14 protein-coding genes are annotated in these 15,687 nt (G+C 59.6%); 1 reads left to right on the top strand and 13 read right to left on the bottom strand.

Annotation, left to right across the window (positions count from 1 at the left end; translation table 11 throughout):
• Positions 1–65 precede the first annotated feature (65 nt).
• From mrdA to ABD903_RS18550, 13 genes are all read right to left on the bottom strand, one after another.
• Positions 66–1,910, bottom strand: a complete 1,845-nt coding sequence (mrdA, locus tag ABD903_RS18610; RefSeq protein ID WP_345226813.1) for a penicillin-binding protein 2 — start codon at positions 1,908–1,910, stop codon at positions 66–68.
• A gap of 174 nt (positions 1,911–2,084) precedes the next feature.
• Positions 2,085–2,615: a hypothetical protein gene (locus ABD903_RS18605; RefSeq protein ID WP_345226812.1), complete on the bottom strand. Its 531-nt coding sequence runs from the start codon at positions 2,613–2,615 to the stop codon at positions 2,085–2,087.
• Complete coding sequence (gene mreC / locus ABD903_RS18600) at positions 2,612–3,535, bottom strand: rod shape-determining protein MreC (RefSeq protein WP_345226811.1); 924 nt, start codon at positions 3,533–3,535, stop codon at positions 2,612–2,614. The genes ABD903_RS18605 and mreC overlap by 4 nt, the downstream gene beginning before the upstream one ends.
• 100 nt (positions 3,536–3,635) lie before the next feature.
• Positions 3,636–4,661 carry a rod shape-determining protein gene (locus ABD903_RS18595; protein WP_345226810.1) on the bottom strand — a complete coding sequence of 342 codons (1,026 nt, stop codon included), beginning with the start codon at positions 4,659–4,661 and terminating at the stop codon, positions 3,636–3,638.
• Between the two features lie 182 nt (positions 4,662–4,843).
• A complete protein-coding gene (gene purH, locus ABD903_RS18590) occupies positions 4,844–6,421 on the bottom strand; it encodes a bifunctional phosphoribosylaminoimidazolecarboxamide formyltransferase/IMP cyclohydrolase (protein WP_345226809.1) in 1,578 nt (525 codons plus the stop codon).
• Between the two features lie 115 nt (positions 6,422–6,536).
• Entirely contained in the window at positions 6,537–7,691 is a 1,155-nt protein-coding gene (locus tag ABD903_RS18585; protein ID WP_345226808.1) for a BamA/TamA family outer membrane protein, read from the bottom strand.
• Between the two features lie 121 nt (positions 7,692–7,812).
• Positions 7,813–8,994 carry a BamA/TamA family outer membrane protein gene (locus ABD903_RS18580; protein WP_345226807.1) on the bottom strand — a complete coding sequence of 394 codons (1,182 nt, stop codon included), beginning with the start codon at positions 8,992–8,994 and terminating at the stop codon, positions 7,813–7,815.
• 84 nt (positions 8,995–9,078) lie between these two features.
• A complete protein-coding gene (locus tag ABD903_RS18575) occupies positions 9,079–9,978 on the bottom strand; it encodes a geranylgeranylglycerol-phosphate geranylgeranyltransferase (RefSeq protein ID WP_345226806.1) in 900 nt (299 codons plus the stop codon).
• Positions 9,979–10,130: 152 nt separating this feature from the next.
• Positions 10,131–10,325 (bottom strand): cold-shock protein, encoded by a 195-nt coding sequence (locus ABD903_RS18570; RefSeq protein ID WP_345226805.1) that lies wholly within the window; start codon positions 10,323–10,325, stop codon positions 10,131–10,133.
• Between the two features lie 120 nt (positions 10,326–10,445).
• Positions 10,446–10,931 carry a KdsC family phosphatase gene (locus ABD903_RS18565; protein ID WP_345226804.1) on the bottom strand — a complete coding sequence of 162 codons (486 nt, stop codon included), beginning with the start codon at positions 10,929–10,931 and terminating at the stop codon, positions 10,446–10,448.
• Positions 10,932–11,068: 137 nt separating this feature from the next.
• Entirely contained in the window at positions 11,069–11,311 is a 243-nt protein-coding gene (gene iscX, locus ABD903_RS18560; RefSeq protein WP_345226803.1) for a Fe-S cluster assembly protein IscX, read from the bottom strand.
• 128 nt (positions 11,312–11,439) lie between these two features.
• Positions 11,440–11,769, bottom strand: a complete 330-nt coding sequence (locus ABD903_RS18555; RefSeq protein ID WP_345226802.1) for a 2Fe-2S iron-sulfur cluster-binding protein — start codon at positions 11,767–11,769, stop codon at positions 11,440–11,442.
• 97 nt (positions 11,770–11,866) lie between these two features.
• Entirely contained in the window at positions 11,867–12,667 is an 801-nt protein-coding gene (locus ABD903_RS18550; RefSeq protein ID WP_345226801.1) for a Rossmann-like and DUF2520 domain-containing protein, read from the bottom strand.
• Positions 12,668–12,859: 192 nt separating this feature from the next.
• Between ABD903_RS18550 and ABD903_RS18545 the strand changes: the two genes are divergently transcribed.
• Positions 12,860–15,601 (top strand): T9SS-dependent choice-of-anchor J family protein, encoded by a 2,742-nt coding sequence (locus ABD903_RS18545; protein ID WP_345226800.1) that lies wholly within the window; start codon positions 12,860–12,862, stop codon positions 15,599–15,601.
• The last annotated feature ends 86 nt before the right edge of the window (positions 15,602–15,687 follow it).

Below are 15,687 nucleotides of genomic sequence, written 5' to 3'. Positions count from 1 at the left end.
ATGCGGCGGGTGTAGAAGAGGTTGATGCTGAGCTTTTAATTTTTCATTTTCAATTTTTAATTCTTTCAATGCTTGCGGCGAACAATAAAGCGGTCGGCGGGGCCCGGTAGCCACTGCTCCCAGCGTTTGCGCCAGGGGGCAATGCGGCCGCGCAGGTATTTTTCCATCATCAGCCCCGCCAGCGGTGCCGCCGAAGTGCCCCCAAAGCCAGCATTTTCGATGAACACGGCAATGGCAATTTTGGGGTCATTGGCCGGGGCAAAAGCGGCAAACGTGGCGTGGTCGTCGCCGTGGGCATTTTGCACGGTGCCGGTTTTGCCGGCCACGGAAATACCCACATCCAGCAGGCTGGCCAGGTTACCCGTTCCGCCGCGGCCGTCCACTACTGCCTGCATGCCGGGGATGATGGCGTCGAAATGGGCCGGATCGATGGTAGTGTAGTGTTTCTCGCGGAACTGCGGAAGCGGCCCGTCCTTGCCCACGCTGCGCACGAAATGAGGCGTGTAATACCAGCCGCGGTTGGCAAAAATGGCCAGAATATTGGCCATTTGCAGACCGGTAATACCAATTTCGCCCTGCCCGATGCTCAGCGAGTAGATGGTTTTGTAGCTCCAGCGGTTTTTGCCGTAGAGCTTGTCGTAGAAATTAGGCGAGGGAATCATACCCATTCGCTCGCCGGGCAAATCGACTCCCAGGTGCTGGGCCAGGCCAAACGACACCACATGTTTGCGCCAATCGGCCAAGCCCAAAGCCACGTCGCGAAACTTACTGGTGGAGCGGCCCCGGCGCACTGTGGCAAACATGACCTGGTAGAAGTACGGATTGCAGCTGTTCTTAATGGCCAGTGTGGAGTTTGCGGGGTACTCGTGGCGGTGGGTGCAGCGCACCAGCTTCCAGTTACAGGGGAATCCGGTGTTGGGCGTTACCACGCCCTCCTGCAGAGCAATGGCCTCGTTCACGAGTTTAAATACCGAGCCCGGCGGGTAGGTAGCGGCCAGCGGCCGGTCGAAAAGGGGCTTTTCCTTGTCGCGCAGCAGGTCCATGTAGCGGTTTCCAGACCCCTTCCCTGTTAGCGTGGCCGGGTTGAACGTGGGCGACGACACGAAGGCCAGTATTTCACCAGTCTTGGGGTCAATGGCTACAATGGACCCGCGCTTGCCCTGCATCAGAAACTCGCCGTACTGCTGCAGCTCGGTGTCGATGCTCAGGTGCAGGTCTTTGCCCGCTACCGACAGCGTATCGAACTCGCCGTCGCGGAAGGCGCCTTTCTCCACGCCGCGCACGTTTACCATGCGGTACTGCACGCCGCGGCGGCCCATCATTTCCTTTTCGTAAAACGATTCGAGCCCCGTAATGCCCAGGAAGTCGCCGGCTATGTACTTGGCGTACTTTTCCTTCTCCAGCATTACGGGCGTAATGGAGCCCACGTAGCCCAGGGCGTGGGCCATGCTCTCGGTTTGGTACGACCGGGCCATGCGCGCTTTGATGCTGAAGCCCGGAAAATCAACCAGGTTGTCCTGTATGGCGCCCAGCTCGCGCGTACTCAGGTTTTGTACCAGCGGCGAGGCCTTGGCCCGCGAGTATACTTTGGCGGTGCGCAAGCCTTCGCGCAACTCCTCAAGGGGCATTTGCAGCAGTTGGCAAAACCGGGCCGAGTCCAGGTTCTTGACTTCGCGGGGCACCACCATCAGGTCGTACACCGGCGAGTTTTGTACCAGCAGCTGGTCTTTGCGGTCGTAAATAAGGCCGCGGTAAGGTACCTGCACAATGCGCTGCAAAGTGTTCTTGTCGGCGGCCAGTTTGTAGCTGCCGTCGAGTACCTGAATGTGGTAAAGCCGAACCGCAAACACCAACGCCACCGCGAGGAAAATCCCCTGCACCACGTATTTGCGACCTTCTAAATACTGCAAGACGCGTGAAGAACTGAATGTGAGCCTGCTGCCCACCGGCAGACAGCCCGCAAAGATACGACGAGCCCGGTCAGTTGTCAGCCAAGCCGGAATCAGTTGCGGCGGTGCCTGCGGCAGGTTATCAACTAAACACCTAACGGCCCCAACTGGTGCCAGCCGCCGCAATTCCGGCTTTTAGCGTCGGCGCCGGGCCGGGAAGAACACCAGCTGAATGATGAGCAGGGTAAGACCCGTGAAAATGGTGCTGACAAGTACCTTCAGCAGGGTGACTCCCACGGTACGCAGGCTGCCCAGTTCCAGAAAAAAGAATGCGGCGTGGTGTATGCCCAACAGCAGCACCGTGTATACGAGGTACCACTGCCAGCCCATCTGGTGAATGTTTACCGAGTCCTGGGCATCGTAACCATCGCGAGGGGTGAGCAGGCGCAGCACCCAGGGGCGCAGGTAGCCCAGCAGCACAGCCGCCGCCGCGTGCACGCCGCCGGTATCGTAAAACACGTCCAGGGCGAAACCCGTGACGAAACTCAGCACAAGCAGCAGCACCACGGGCGTAGCAATGGGCAGAAACAGCACAAAGCCGATGTAAAAGAAGCTCCAGCCCAGGCCAAACAAAGCCGGCAGCCGGCTCACAATGAGCATGTGCACCAGCACGTACACCAGGAAACGGAGCACCTGCGCCGTAACGGTTCCTAACCCCTGCATCATGGCTGCGGCTCCTCCTCTCCGGCCACGGGGCGCATTTTAGAGCGGGTTTCCAGCGTGTCGCGCTCGGCCGTACGCGGCTGCGGACCAATGACGTACACGTAAGTCAGCTTCGAGAAATCGGCCGCCAGCTTCACCTGCACCGTCCAGAAGTTTTTGTCGGGCTCCTTCGAAAACCGCTCGACCGTGCCAATCATCACGCCGGCCGGGAAAATCGTGTTGTAGCCCGACGTTACCACCGTGTCGCCGCGCACCAGCGTGTTCTGGCGCGGAATATAGTCGAGCGAGGCCCGCGTGGGGTCGTCGCCCAGCCAGCGGATAGTGCCGAAAGTGCCGTCGCGCTGAATTTTAGCCGATACCGTGGTCTTCGAGTGCAGCAGCGACGTGACGGTGGCATAATGCTCGCTTACCTGCCGCACCCGGCCCACCACGCCCGCCGCCGTGAGCACGCCCATGCCCGGCTGCACGCCCTGCTTAATGCCCACGTTCAGGGTGAGGTAGTTATCCACGCGGCGCAGCGTTTGGTTGATAACCCTCGCCGGAATAAGCGGGTACTCGGTGGGGCGGCTGGGAATGGCTTGCAGCGCCAGCATCAGCGTATCGGGCCGCAACTGGGCGCCGGTGGTGTCGCCGGGCACGGTCAGGCTGTCGACCACGCGGCCACTAAGCTCCGAGCGGTACAGTTGCTGGCGCAGCTGCGCGTTTTCGGCTACCAGGGCCTGGTTTACATCTACCAGGCGGAAGTAGTCGTAAATCTGGGTGCGCACTTCCAGCACACGGCCCGCGTAGGCATTCGAGGAGTTGAAGAAAGCGGCCCGCTGGTAGGCGCTGTTGCGAATCAGCAGTACCAAGCTCACGATTTCCAGCAACACGAACACCAGGATGCCCCGGTAGCGGAAGAGGAAAGTGAACAGATTACGCACGGGTGGTCAACGAATTGGTAAAGGGCTGAATGGTTAAATGGTTGGCCGGTTCCATGCTAGTAGAACGACCAACCATTTAACCATTTAGCAACGGAGCTAACTAGCTCAGCAGCACGCTGCGGAAGCCAGTAATGTTTTTGATGGCCGCACCGGTGCCGCGCACTACGGCGCGCAAGGGGTCTTCGGGCACGTGCACAGGCAGCTTGGTTTTAGCAGCCAGACGCTTGTCCAGGCCGCGCAACAGAGCACCGCCGCCGGTCAGGTGGATGCCGTTGTCGTAAATGTCAGCCGAGAGTTCGGGCGGGGCAATTTCCAGCGCCTTCAGTACGGCTTCCTCAATTTTGGCCACCGACTTATCCAGCGCAATGGCAATTTCTGAAGAGGTAACCTTGATGACTTTCGGAATGCCGGTCATCAGGTCGCGGCCACGCACTTCGTAGTCGGGCGGGGTTACGTCCAGCTCGGTGAGGGCGGCGCCTACTTCAATCTTGATTTTCTCGGCCGAACGCTCCCCGATCAGCAGGTTGTGCTGGCGGCGCATGTAGTCGAGAATATCCTGGTTGAACACGTCGCCGGCCGTTTTAATGGACTGGTCGCAAACAATACCCGACAGGGCGATTACCGCAATTTCGGTGGTACCACCTCCGATGTCGATAATCATCGAACCCACGGGCTGCTCCACGTCAATGCCGATGCCGATGGCGGCGGCCATGGGCTCCTGAATCATCCACACTTCCTTGGCGCCGGCGTGCTCGGCGGAGTCGCGCACGGCGCGTTTCTCCACCTCGGTAATGCCCGACGGAATGCAGATAACCATGCGGTGCGAGGGCTGAAACAGGCGCGTACGGGTGTCAATCATCCGAATCAGGCCCTTGATCATTTCCTCGGCGGCGTGGAAGTCAGCAATAACGCCGTCTTTCAGCGGACGAATGGTTTTAATGTTATCGTGGGTCTTCTCGTGCATTTGCTGCGCTTGCCGGCCCACGGCAATTATTTTATTGGTCGTACGGTCCTTGGCGATGATGCTCGGCTCGTCAACTACAATCTTATCGTTGTGGATGATGAGCGTATTGGCCGTGCCCAGGTCAATGGCGATGTCGCTGGTAAGGAAGTTGAAGAATCCCATTGAGTTGCGGCAATATGAAAAAGCAGCGCGGTTTGCGCCCGGAAAAGTCCGGCAAAGGTAAGCAAGCTTCGGCGAAGCCCAACCCTTTCGTTCGGGTCGCCTCAGCCGATTGGGCCCTCAAACGCAAACGGACCGGCTGGTATTCCCCAGCCGGTCCGTTTTTTTGCTAACCCGCTAAAAGCTTAGTGTTTAAAATGACGCACGCCGGTTAGCACCATGGCCATGCCGAGGCGGTTGCAGGCGTCGATGCTGTCTTGATCTTTGATGGAGCCGCCGGGCTGTACCACGGCGCGCACGCCGGCTTCGGCGGCAATTTCCACGCAGTCGGGGAAGGGAAAAAACGCGTCGGAGGCCATAACCGCGCCGTTCAGGTCGAAGCCGAAGGCGCGGGCTTTTTCAATGGCTTGCTTGAGGGCATCGACGCGCGAGGTTTGGCCCACGCCCGAAGCCAGCAGCTGCCCGGCCCGCGCCAATACGATGGTGTTGCTCTTGGTGTGTTTGCACACTTTCAGGGCAAACTCCAAGGCAGCGGTTTCGTCGGCGGTAGGGGCGGTTTCGGTAACGGTGCGGAACTCGGCGGCGCCTTCCATGGCGCGGTCAAAGTCCTGCTCAATCACGCCGTTCAGCAGGGTTTTGATTTGCTTAGCGGGGAATTTCACCGGCTTTTGCAGCAGCAGAATCCGGTTTTTCTTGCTTTGCAGCACCGGCAGGGCTTCGGCGGCGAAGCCGGGAGCAATGAGCACCTCGAAGAACAACTTGTTTAGCTCCTCGGCGGTAGCGGCATCTACCTCCTTGTTCACGATGATAACCCCACCGAAAGCCGAAATTGGGTCACAGGCCAGGGCGTTCAGGTAGGCCGTGTGCAGCGTATCGGCCTGGGCCACGCCGCAGGCGTTGGTGTGCTTGAGAATGGCGCAGGCGGCGGGACCGGTCTGGAATTCCTGCATCAGGAGCACGGCGGCGTCCACGTCCACGAGGTTGTTGTAGCTGAGCTGCTTGCCGTGGAGCTGGTCGAAGAGGGCGGCTAAGTCGCCGTAGAAAGTACCTTGCTGGTGGGGGTTTTCGCCGTAGCGCAGCGGCGTAGCTTGGCGCTGGCTTACCTTGAGCGTGTTGCCAGCTACATCGGTACCTTGGCTGAGGTAGCCGAAAATGTGGGTGTCGTAGTGGGAGGTTTGCTCGAAGGCGGCAGCGGCGTAATGGCGGCGCTGCTCCAGGGTGGTAGCGCCGTTTTGGGCGGCCAGCAACTCGGTCACGGCGGCGTATTGGTCGCGGCTGCTTACCACCAGCACGTCGCGGTAGTTTTTGGCCGCAGCGCGCAGCAGCGAAATGCCGCCGATGTCGATTTTCTCAATGACGTCGGCCTCGGCGGCGCCGCTAGCTACGGTTTCTTCGAAGGGGTATAAGTCTACCACCACCAAGTCGATGGGCGGAATCTGGTGCTGCTCGGCCTCTTGCAAGTCGCCGGCTTCGTGGCGGCGGTGCAAAATACCACCGAACACCTTCGGATGCAGGGTTTTCACGCGGCCACCGAATACCTCGGGGAAGCCCGTGAGCGACTCCACGGCCGTTACCTCGGCGCCCAGCTCCTGAATGAACTTCAGCGTGCCGCCCGTCGAGTACAGCTTCACGCCTTGCTGGTGCAGCAGTTTCACGAGCGGCTCCAGCCGGTCTTTGTAATACACGGAAACGAGAGCCGCGCGAATGGGCTGCTGCGGGGCCGTTTCAACGGTTTCGGGGGTGGTGGCGGGTGCAAGTGACATGGGCAAAGAGCTTGAAGTGAAATGCTGGGCGAAGGTAGGCCTTGCCGTTTGGTCACTCGCACCGCTTCATGTTACCGAATTGTTACGCCCTGTTATTTAGTCGGCCGGCAAAGCGCTAAAACGCTTCGTTGAAAGCAAAATACAGCCCACTCGATTGTCCCGAGCCCACCGCGTAATCGATGCGGATGGCCAGGCGGTCCTGGCGGTTTACAGCGATGCGCAAACCGGCGCCGGCCGCCACGTTGAAGTCGTTCGGACGAAAGTCACCGAGCTGGTCGTGTACTTGCCCGGCGGCGCCAAATACCACGCCGCCCAGGCGCCAGAACAGCTTTTGGCGCAGTTCTAGCTGCGCCGATAGGGCCTGCCGGTCGCGGAAACGGCCTTCGTAAATACCGCGCATCATCCTTTCCCCACCGAGGTTGGCTAGCTCCCGAAACGGAACCTGCCCGGTATGAAACTGCCCCAGCACTTGCCCGGCCAGGATACTATTGGAGTTGCTGCGACGAAGGGAGCGGAAGTGGCGGGCATCGAGTTGGAAGCGCGTGAAGTTGTAGTCGCTGCCCAGGTACCGGCCCATCAGCAGGGAACTAGCTTCGAGGTAACTGCCGCGCCAGGCGCTGAGCACGTTGTCGCGGCTGTCGTACAAAAAGGTGGGGCCGAGGCCCGAGGTAACGGTGGTTTGTCGCTCGCGTTCCGGGCGTTCCAGCAGCAGGTTGGGCTTGGTAAGGTCGTCGGTCAGCGGGTCGTCGATGCGAATGTGGTGCAGATCGGTCAGGCGGAAACTGAGTCCAACGAAGGTGTTCGGACGTACCTTCTTGAGCACGCGCTGGGTAACGATGACGACCTTGTAAGAAATGTCGCTTTTCTCGGCTTTGCGGGTGTTGTTGCCGGTGCCGTAGTAGTAATAGGGGAAATTGAAATAGAACGCCTCGCCGTTAAAAATGTACCGCTCGCCGGGCGTGAAGATGTTGTAGGTAATGGAGGCGCTGGACTGTTTTTTCTGGGTGTAATAGGCCAGTAAGCGGGCGTTCGAGCTGCGCGTGGCCGTATCCTGGCCGAAGCGCCACACGGGTAGCACGGCCGCACCGTAGGCCAAGCCGGTTTCGGGCTGCGAAAACACGATGGGCAGTGCGGCCACCTTCACGCGGCGCACTTTTTTGGGTGAAGCTGTGGCCGCCGAATCAGATGGGGCGGTTTGGGCCTGAACCGGGGAAACGTATGCGGCACCGGCCAGCACACTTAACGCTAGCAACAAACGGCAGCTACGCATGTAAGCAAAGAAAGCAGCCATCCACCACGGATGGCTGCTCCAATGTACTGAAAGGAAAGCTCGGTTTGATTACTGGCGTTGCAAATCCACCCCGGCTTGCGGCGTAAGTGTTTCTAGCCGTTTAAAACGCCTCGTTTACCCCGAAATACAGCCCTTGTGAGCCGCCCGAACCTACGCCGTAATCAAAGCGAATGTTGATACGGTCGCGGCGGTTGAACTGAAAGCGCAGGCCACCACCGGCCGCATAGTTAAAATCGGCCAAGCCGAAATCCCGGATGCGTGGGGCCACTTGGCCAACGCCGGCAAACACGGCCGCGTTCAGGCGCCAAAACAAGTGGTGACGGATTTCGGCCTGCCCCATTACCAGCTGCTTATCGCGGAAGCGACCTTCGTAAATACCGCGCAGCACGGTGATACCACCAAGGCCTGCCAGTTCGCGGAAGGGAACTTCGCCGCGGTTAAACTGTCCCATTACCTGCCCGGCCAGAATGGTGCGGTTCGAGCCCGATATCAGCGGCCGAAAGTGGCGGGCGTCGAGTTGGTAGCGCGTGAAGTTGTAGTCGCTACCCAGGCCTTTGCGGTTAAACAAGGCTTGTACGTCAAGGTAGTTGCCGTTATAGGTGCTCAGAATATTGTCGCGGGTGTCGTACACCACAGAGGGGCCAATGCCCGATATGCGGGTGTTTTGCAACTGCTCGGCCGGCACATCGGTGAGCAGCAAATTGGCCTTGTCGCCGTCGTTCACGGTGGGCTTGTCAGCTTTAATGCCGCGCGTGTCGGTGTAACGGTATGTGAGGCCGGCAAACAGGCCGGGCACGAACATCTGCTTCAGCCCGCGCTGGTTGAAGGTCAAGACCTTGTAGGATATTTCGCTTTCGTCGTCGAGGTCGGTATCGTTCCCAATGCCGTAGAAAAAGATCGGGTAGTCGAAGAACAGCAGGTCACCGCTGACCAGCCAGGCTTCGCGGCGGGTGAAAATGGTGTGGCTTAGCTGCAGGTTCAGCTGTTTTTTCTGCGAATACCAGCCGCCAATGCGCCCGTTAGACTTGCGCACGGTGGTGTCGCGGCCATGCCGCCAGGTAGGCAGAAACGTAACCCCGGCGGCCAGGCCGGTTTCGGGCTCGTAGAAAATTACCGGGGCCGGAATAAAACCGGGTCGGTCTTCGGGGTCTTTGGCCGACTGGCCCAGGCGCACGTCGCGTTCGGAGCGGATGGCGTTGGTACTATCGGAAACCTGGGCGTGGGCTGCGGATGCCCCGACACACAGCAAGCCCCATAACAAAAGGGCGTAACGAGAAAACATAGCGGCAGTTGAAAAACGTAAGCGGCAGGAACACACCCGCGCATACCGCCCTAACGGCCCGCTTACCACCGGGGTTGTGTGGCCTTACCGTCCAATCACCAGCATAGACAGCACCCCCCCCAGCATCACCAGTTTGCATAGGGTGCTGAGGCGGGAAAAGTCGCGACGGCGGTCGGCCCGAACCAGGCGTTGCGCCAGCAGCAGCAGCGGCCCCAGCACCGTGCCCAGCAGCCACAGGGCCAGCCGCCAGTGGCCATCGGCAAAGCCCTGGCCCACGGCTACTGCTACCACCCACAGCAGGCTGAGCAGGAATAAGCCCGCCACCCATTTGCTACGGGCCACGCCCACCACTATGGGCAGCGTGCGGCACTCGTGCTGGGCGTCGCCGCGCATGTCTTCCACGTCCTTCACAATCTCGCGCACTACCGTGAGCAGGAAAGCGGCCAGCGCGTAGCCCCACACGGCCGTACTACCGGTACGGTGCAACAGCTCGGGCAGCAGCACCAGCGCTGCCGTGAGCAGCCCAATACTGAGGTTACCCACCAGCGGTAACCGCTTAAACCGCGCCGAGTAGCCCCACAACAGCAGCGCGGCCCCCACCGTTACGGCTCCCACGGTGTAGCCCAGCGCAACGGCCACCACCACGCCCTCGAAGGTAAGCAGCAGGTGCGCCAGCATGGCCGGGCGCCGGCCCACCGACTGGCCCACCACCAACTGCGCCGGCCGGTTAATGGTGTCGATTTTAACGTCGTAGTAGTCGTTAATAATGTAGCCGGCGGCGGCCACGCACAGCGTGGCCAGCAGCAACAGCGCAAAGCGGGGTTCCAGCAGGGCCGCCAAGGGCTGCACGGGCTCCAGCAAACAGGTTTGCGTGAGAGCCATGCATAGGGCCATGATGAGCAGGTTGGGCAAACGCACCAGCCGGGCCAGCTTCAGGCCGGCGGAAGGCGGGGCAGCAAGCGCAGAAGAACCAGACAACGGCATGGCAAAAACAGACGACTGCGGAAAGCAGCAAAGGTAGGCAAGCAGTGCGGGCCTCTACCCCTGCGAGGCGCAAAAAAGCCCTTCCCGCAATATCGGAAAGGGCTTTTTTAAAGTTTAAACGAAACAGCTGGCTAACAGTACAAGTCAGCCGGCTAAAGTTTCTTGATGTTGACGGCGTTAACGCCTTTGCGGCCTTCCTGCGTGTCAAACTCCACGCGGTCGTGCTGCTGTACTTGCAGGCCATTCAGCCCGGTAATGTGCACGAAAAAATCCTCTTTTGTAGCGTCTTCTGTAATGAAGCCAAAGCCCTTGGAATCATTAAAGAACTTGACGGTTCCTGTTTTCATGGCAAGCTAATGAGGTAAAAGGTGAATGGATGTTCCGGTAAATGTATCGGAATATTTCACACCTGCAACCCAGGCGCCAAGCCGGCCAGCATCAACAAATTGTAAAGGTTTACGCAGAAGCTACCACGTACCCTGGGCTTTCATTACGGCTTCCACCAGCTCGCGCACGGCACCGTGCCCGCCGGGTAGGGTGGCTACGTAGTTGCTGATGGCCCGCACATCGGTGGCGGCATCGGCGGGGCACGCGGCTACGGCGCACCGGCGCATTACTTCCAAATCGGGCATATCGTCGCCCATGTAGGCAATGTGGGCCGGGTCGAGGCGGTGCAGATTGACATAGGTGTTGAAGATTTTCATCTTATCGTCGACCCCCAGGTACATATCGCGCACGTCTAACGACTCCAGGCGCTTGCGCACGCCTACTTCCTCGCGGCCGGAAATAATAACCACGCGGTAGCCCTTGCGCAATGCGTGCCGAATGGCGTACCCGTCGCGGATATGGAAAGCGCGGGCCTGCTCGCCGGTGTTAAGGGCCAGCAGGGTGCCGTCGGTAAGAACACCGTCGACGTCGAGAACAAAGGCCTGCACGGCCGATAAGTCAACCATATAAGGGAAGTATCAGGTCTTGACGCATACGTGGCGAAGCAAACACGTGGTTTTCTACCACCCATGCTTCACCCCCAACGCGGTTGCCATGGCGGATGGTGCCTCTGCTTACGCGCGGGCCTGCTCAACCGTTGGAATTAGCCCTTTTGGTTGTCGCGCCACTCGTACACCCACTTGGCCTGAATCTGCTCCAGGTGGCCTTCGTTGGCTTGTTCGCGGGTGCCGGCAAAGTTCGGCAGGCTTAGTACCCAGTCCAGCAAATCGGTAAAGCGTATGCGGTAGATGCGGGCCTCACCAAATTCGTCGCCGAATTTCTCGTAGAGGGCCATGGCAATGTCTTCGTGGTCTTGCCAGTTAATGGGCGGCTCGAAATGCGTCATTTCTGAATGAGGGAAATGGGATGAATGTGGTTAGATGCGGAAACTGACGGGGGGTGTCGCAATACCGGCCAAATGCACCGGTATTTCACACAGCACGCACGTTTTATCTCCTTCCGCACACTACAAGACTAGTGGCCCAGAAAATCTTGTTTCGGAATCTCAACGACCAGGTTTTCGTTTCCTTGCGTTACGCACTGGCAGGCCAAGCGCGAGTTCAGCCGCGGGTCAACGGCCCGGTCGATGAAGTCTTCCTCTTTGTCGCTGATTTCGGGCAGGTCGTCGGCGCCTGCTAACACGTATACGTGGCAAGTGCTGCAACCGCATACGCCGCCGCAGTTGTGCTGCAGCTGTATGTTGTTATTCAGGGCCACATCCAGCACCGACTCGCCCTCGGCCGCCACATGGGTTTGTTCGGGCTGACCGTCCGCGAACTTGAAGGTAATATTGATGGCTTTCACAGAGAGACGTGCTTAACAAGGCGCAAAGGTACGTACGCCGTTGCACAATGCCCGAACCCGGGCTAATGTTTGCCGAGGGGCCAACCAAAGCCCTCTGTTAGCCGGCGGCTTGGGCCTGAATGCTGGCCGAGAGCCGCCCGTAGAGTTCCTCCCAGGCTGGGTGCGCCTGCAACAAGCGCCGGTGCGCCAGCAGAGTGGCGACATCGTGGCGGATGGCGGGCCCGGTTTGCACGGTAAAAGGCGGCTGGCTGAGGGCTTTATCTATGGTTTCACGCACAAGGGGCGTTAGCAAGTCGGTGGGCAGGTTAGCCTCGGCCAGCAGGGCATCGGCAATACCCAGCAGGTGATTGGTGAAGTTGCAGGCGAAAACGGCCGCTACGTGCAGTTGCTGGCGCTGCGCCGTGGCCACAACCAGAACCTGCTGGCTAAGTGAACGGGCCAGTGCGGTGAGCAGAGCCAGATCGGCATCATCGGCCGCCTCCAGGCACAGGGGCACGGTGGCCCAGTCGACGGCGCGATTGGCACTGAAAGTTTGTAAAGGATAAAACACCCCGCCACGAATGGCCGGGCAGGCCGCGAACAGCGCCAGCGGCAGGGCTCCGGAGGTATGCGCTACCAATGCGTGCCGAGGCCATTTTGCGGCGGCCAGCACGGCTGGGGCAGCGTCATCGGGTACGCACAGCAGGTATACGTCGGCGGGAATGCTGCGCAGATCGGGGGCGGACCCACCGAAAGCCGTAGCGCCTATACCCTGCGCCACCTGCTGCGCCGAAGCCAGTGTGCGGCTCCATACGGCTACCACGCTGTGCCCGGCCCGGGCCAGGGCCGGCGCCAGCTGCGCCGCCACGCGCCCGGCGCCCAGCAGCACCACGCGAAATTGAAGTGAGGCCTGTTCCATTTTACTGCTAACCGAATAGCCCGGAGGCCGGGCGGCAAAATTAAGCCGCTTTGCCCGGGAGCAAGCGGCTGTTTTTTCCTAAAAATATTCGACCTTGTTTGCTCGAAATAAGAATTCTGATCGGTTGGTTGCGAAAATCAACTGTTCATTGACTTCTTCACCCTTACCAACTTTCACACTCACCCTTTCCACATGACAAAATCTTACACGCAGGGTCGATTCACAGCTCGCTGGCGACAGTTGGCGTTGGCTGCTCTGCTGGCAGTCGGCGCCACCGGCGGCGCGCAAGCACAGACGCTGAATTACAGCCTGTTCGGCGCCCAAAACGTGGCCGGCACCTACACCGACCTGGGCACTGCCGGCACTGTAATTTCCACGGCCAACACCGACGACGCTAACTCCGCGGCCACTCCCATCGGTTTCACCTTCAACTACAACGGGACGGACTTCACTGATTTCGTGCTGAACACGAACGGTTTCCTGAAGTTGGGTACGGCGGCGCCCACGGGCCCCAGCTACTTCCCCACCGCGCAGGCCACCGCCTCTACCGCTGCCGGTCCGCTGACTTCCACGGATACTAACCTGCTGCTGCCGTTAAACGAAGATCTGGAAGCTGGCACGTCGCCCGCCGAATACCGGATTGCTGTTACGGGCACGGCGCCGAACCGCGTGGCTACCATTCAGTGGAAAAACGTAAGCGACAAAGCCCGGAACAACGGTGCGGCTACGCCAACTCTCATTGGCAAGCAGCTCACCAACATTTCCTTCCAGGTTAAGCTCTACGAAACCACCAACCAGATTGAGTTTGTTTACGGCTCGGCCACTCCCGGCCCGGTTGCCGGCGACAACTTTAAAGCGTTTGCAGTAGGCATTAAGGGCTCGGGCAGCACCGCTACCCAGCTCATTACGGCTACCAAGCCTTCGGTTTCGGCTTGGAGTGCCACGACCTTCCTGGCAGGCAATTACACAGGCAACGCCCACAACGTGCGCAGCACTGTACTGCCCGATGCCGGCCGTACCTACCGTTTCTCGCCCGCCCGCCCCAACGACGCCGCTACGCTGCTGGTGTACTCTTTGGGCAAGCTGCCCACGCCTTTTGGCACGCCGCACGTCATTCAAGGCTTGGTGCGCAACGTGGGAACCTCTGCCCTGACCAACATTACGGTCACGGCTTCGGTAACGGGAGCTAACACCTTCACCAACACCAAAACCATTGCGTCGCTGGCTGTGGGTGCTACGGCCCTGGTTTCCTTCGACCCCTTCTCCCCCACCGTTAACGGCACGAACAATATTGCCGTGAGCGTAGGCGCCGATGATGTTGCAAGCAACAACACCGCCACCTACACGCAGCTGGTTAACGCCACTACGTACGCCGTAGCTGAACCCACCGCTGGTTCTACGGGCAGCGTAGGCTTTACCGCCAACTCCGGTGCCGATGCTGGCACAGGTATCTTCTTGGTGCGTTACACCACTAACGCCCCCCGCCGCGTGAGCGAGGTTAAAGTTCGCCTGGAAGGCGCGCCGGCTTCGGTTGGCCGCACCGTATACGGCGCCGTACTCGACAACGCCGGTACCATTCTGGCCCGCACGCCCGACTACGTTATCACCACGGCTGACATTGGCACGGATAAAACCTTCACGTTTGCCACGCCTGTTGCTGTTTCCGGTGACTTCTTTGCTGGTATGGCCCAGGCTGCTGCCCCCGCTGGCACGGCACCGTACTTCCCGCTGGGTTTGCAATCCGAAACTCCGACCCGCGCCAACACTTTCTTCACGGCTGCTTTGACCGGTGGTGCTCCTACCGATGCAGCAGGCAGCAACCTTGGCCGCTTCATGATTGAGGCCGTTACGGTGGCTCCGGCTACCTGTGCTCCTCCTACCGCCGTTACGGTAACGGGCATTACCGCCGGCTCGGCTACGGTGAACTTTACCGGTCCGGCTAACGGCACGTCTTACACCGTTGTGTACGGTCCTACGGGCTTTAACCCTGCTACCGGCGGCACCACGGTTACCCCGGCTCCTACGGCTTCGCCCGTAACCCTCAACGGCCTGTCGGGTTCCACCACTTACCAAGTGTACGTACGCGCTAACTGCGGCGCCAACGACCAAAGCACCTTCGCGGGCCCCATCAGCTTCAGCACGCCGTGCACGCCTCCGCAAATCAGCACGTTCCCGTACAACGAGAACTTCGATGCTGCTGCCCAGGCTCCTTGCGGTTATTCAATTCTGAACGTCAACGGTGACGCCAACACCTGGCAGGTAGTAGCCACCGCGCTGCACTCGGCTTCGGCCCCGAACGCCATTGCTTACCAGTTCAACCCGAACGCGGCGGCCGATGACTGGTTCTTCACTCCGCAGCTGCTGTTGCGCACCACGTCGCGCTACCAGCTGTCCTTCAAATACAAGACCCAGCAGCTTGCTTCGTTCCCTACCTCGGAACGCCTGGAAGTGAAGTATGGCCAAGGGGCTACCGTGGCGGCGCAAACCACCACGCTGTTTACCAACACTAACATCACCAACACCACTCACGTAACGGCCACTGCCCCAACGGTTGCAGTTATTCAGCCGGCCACCAACGGCTTCTACAACATCGGCTTCCACGTATACAGCCTCGCCGACCAGTACAACCTGTTCATCGACGACATCTCGATTACCCAGGTGGTAACGTCGGCTTCGGATGCTCTGGCTCGTGCGGTGGCGGTATTCCCGAACCCTTCGGCTGGTCAGTTGACGGTGGACGTAACCAACGCTCAGGCCAAAAACGGCCTTCAGGTTGAGGTCATCAACATGGTGGGCCAGAAAGTGCTCAGCACGTCGGTACGCGACAACCTGTCGAACAAGCTGGACGTGTCGATGCTGGCCAACGGCATGTACACCCTGCGCGTGTCGAACGGCGCCGAGTACATGATCCGTACCATCAGCATCCAGAAGTAATTTCCGGAAAGCCGAAAGGCTAACTTTAACACCAGGCGGCTCGCGGTGCGAGTCGCCTGGTGTTTTTTTAAGGCCATTCCGCAAGC

The organism is Hymenobacter koreensis (assembly GCF_039541855.1).
Taxonomy (GTDB): Bacteria; Bacteroidota; Bacteroidia; order Cytophagales; family Hymenobacteraceae; genus Solirubrum; species Solirubrum koreensis.
This window is presented reverse-complemented; position numbering and strand designations above follow the sequence as displayed.